Here is a 3179-nt window from a genome sequence, read left to right as displayed (position 1 = left end):
TCAGCAGTGGCCACGCCGATACGGGCAGTGGAAGATGCCAGTTTGCGTTCAGCGCTGAGGATGTCCGGCCGACGTTGCAGCAATTCACCCGGATCGCCAATCGGCAATGCTTTAGCGATTGCCGGCAAATTCTTTGGACTCAGATCGACGGTCAGTTTCTCCGGACGCTCACCCAACAGGGTAGCGATGCGGTTCTTCTGCCTTACCTGTTCGGCCTGTAGTTGCGGCACGCTGGCTTCAACGGAGGCCAGACGTGCATCGGCGCGCTCCACATCCAGCTGATCGCCGACGCCGGCATCTCTCAAACTGATGGTGATCTTGCGCGATTCCTGCTGGTTGTTCAGGTTGGCCAAGGCAATCTTTTCACGCAATTGCGCACCACGGAGTTGACCGTAGGAGTCCACCAGTTCGGCAATCATGGTGACTTGCAGTTGGTACAAGTCAGCCTCCAGAGCCTGCTGTTCAGCGTTGGCTGATTCCAGGTTGCGCTGGATGCGGCCAAACAGGTCGATTTCCCACGCCATGTCCAGGCCAAGGTCGTAGCGTTCGCTGTTGACCTTGTCGGTGGTCTGCCCCGGTACTTGCCCATCACCCAAATCACCGCTGACCCGGCTGGTGATGGTCGGCATGGCGTCATTGCTGACGTCATCACGAATCGCCCGAGCGGCTTTCCATCGTGCGAAGGCCACGCGCAAATCACGGTTGCCTTGCAGCGATCGAGTCACCAACTGGTTAAGGGTGGGGTCCTCGAATTGCTGCCACCAGATGCCCTCGAAGTGCGAGCGGTCGAAGTTCTTCTGACCGGCAGCGCCATCGGTAGCGGCCGTAATGTGGGCCGGTGCAGTCGCCGGGGTCTTGTAGTCCGGGCCGACGGTACAGGCACTCAGGGCCAGTACCAGCAGGCTCGGCAGGAACGCTTTCAAACTCATTGCTGCGACTCCAGTTTGAGGGCCTTGGCGGCTTTGCGCGCTTCGCCGCGCTCTACAAAGTTACGAATCAATACGTAGAACACTGGTGTCAGCAACAGACCGAAGAAGGTCACCCCGAGCATCCCGGAGAACACCGCCACACCCATGGCGTGACGCATCTCGGCACCGGCACCGCTGGAGAACACCAGAGGCACAACACCCATGATGAACGCGAAGGAAGTCATCAGGATCGGCCGCAGTCGCAGGCGGCAAGCTTCAAGCACCGCAGCCAGCGGGCTCATGCCTTCGTCTTGCTGTTTGTCCTTGGCAAACTCGACGATCAGGATCGCGTTCTTACAGGCCAGTCCCACCAGTACGATCAAGCCGATCTGGGTGAAGATGTTGTTGTCACCCCCCGAAGCAATCACACCGGTAATGGCTGACAGCAGGGTCATCGGTACGATCAGGATCACCGCCAGTGGCAGGCTCCAGCTTTCGTACTGCGCCGCGAGTACCAGGAACGCCAGCAGTACGCAGAGCGGGAACACGAACAGCGCAGTGTTGCCGGAAAGAATCTGCTGGTAGGTCAGGTCGGTCCACTCGTAGGTCATGCCGTTCGGAAGTTCTTCCTTGAGCAGTTTCTCGATGGCTTTTTCGGCCTGGCCAGAGCTGTAGCCCGGGGCTGCCGCACCGTTGATTTCAGCGGTGATGAAGCCGTTGTAGTGCATTACGCGGTCCGGCCCCGAGGTGTCGCTGACCTTGATGAAGGTCGCCAGCGGGATCATTTCGCCTTTGTTGTTACGCACTTTCAGCTGACCGATCTGGTCGGGTTCAAGACGGAATTGTTGTTCAGCCTGCACGTTGACCTGATAGGTACGACCAAAGCGGTTGAAGTCGTTGGCATACAGCGAACCCAGGTAGATTTGCAGGGTGTCGAAGATGTCACTGACGGCCACGCCGTGGGTCTTGGCTTTTTCCCGGTCGATGGCGGCATCGACCTGTGGCACGTTCACGGTGTAGCTGGTGAACAGGCCCGCCAGCTCCGGCACGTTGTGGCTTTTGTTGATGATGTTCATGGTTTCTTTGTACAGCTCGTCGTAGCCCAGGTTGCCCTTGTCTTCGATTTGCAGGCGGAAACCACCAATGGTGCCCAGGCCTTGTACCGGCGGCGGCGGGAAGATCGCCATGTAAGCTTCTTGAATCCCGGCGAACTGTCCGTTCAACGCTCCGGCAATCGCACCGGCGGACATGCTCGGGTCTTTGCGTTCGTCGAACGGTTTCAGGGTCACGAATACGATGCCGGCATTAGGACTGTTGGTGAAACCGTTGATCGACAGACCGGGGAAGGCCACCGCACTCTCCACGCCTGGCTGTTTCAGGGCCAGGTCGGACATGCGTTTGATCACGTCTTCGGTACGGTCCAGGCTCGAAGCGTCCGGCAGTTGCGCGAAGGCCACCAGGTATTGTTTGTCCTGGCCGGGTACGAAACCGGTCGGGGTGTGGGCGAAACCGAAGAAGGTCAGCACCATCAGGCCTGCGTACAACAGCAGGGCAATACCGCTGCTGCGGATAACCCGGGCTACGGTGCCGACATAGCCATGGCTGGCGCGTTCGAAGAACCGGTTGAACGGACGGAACAGCCAACCGCCCAAGAGTTTATCAAGGACTTTGGTAAAGCGATCTTTCGGAGCATTGTGGCTCTTGAGCAGCACGGCGGCCAGGGCAGGGGACAGTGTCAGCGAGTTGAACGCCGAGATCACGGTCGAGATGGCAATGGTCAGGGCAAACTGTTTGTAGAACTGGCCGGTGAGTCCGGAAATGAACGCCGCCGGGATAAATACCGCACACAGCACCAGCGCCGTCGCGATGATCGGCCCGGTCACCTCTCGCATGGCTTTTTTGGTGGCTTCTACGGGCGTTTCTCCTAGCTCGATGTGCCTTTCCACGTTCTCCACCACCACAATGGCGTCGTCCACCACGATACCGATCGCCAGTACCAATCCGAACAGCGACAGGGCGTTCAACGAGAAGCCGAACAAGTGCATTACCGCGAACGTGCCGATCAGCGATACCGGCACTGCTACCAACGGGATGATCGAGGCACGCCAGGTTTGCAGGAACAGGATTACCACCAGCACCACGAGAATCAGTGCTTCGAAGAGGGTGTGAACCACCGCTTCGATGGAACCGCGAACGAAGATCGTCGGGTCATAGACGATGCTGAAGTCCATGCCTTCCGGGAAGTTCTTCTTCAGCTCGGCCATCTTGTCG

Annotated in this window: 2 protein-coding genes; both read right to left on the bottom strand. The window is 58.6% G+C overall.

Annotated features, from left to right (window positions below; genetic code table 11):
• Positions 1–929, bottom strand: a 929-nt coding sequence (locus tag AC1DRJ_RS22515; RefSeq protein ID WP_477804084.1) for an efflux transporter outer membrane subunit, incomplete at its 3' end; no start/stop codon positions are given.
• The coding region (locus AC1DRJ_RS22510) for an efflux RND transporter permease subunit (protein WP_477804083.1) at positions 926–3179 on the bottom strand (2254 nt) is incomplete at its 5' end. The genes AC1DRJ_RS22510 and AC1DRJ_RS22515, both read right to left, overlap by 4 nt.

The sequence above is a fragment of the Pseudomonas sp. P5_B2 genome, from assembly GCF_056400445.1.
Note: the sequence above shows the minus strand (reverse complement) of the source record. Positions and strands in the feature narration are given on the sequence as shown.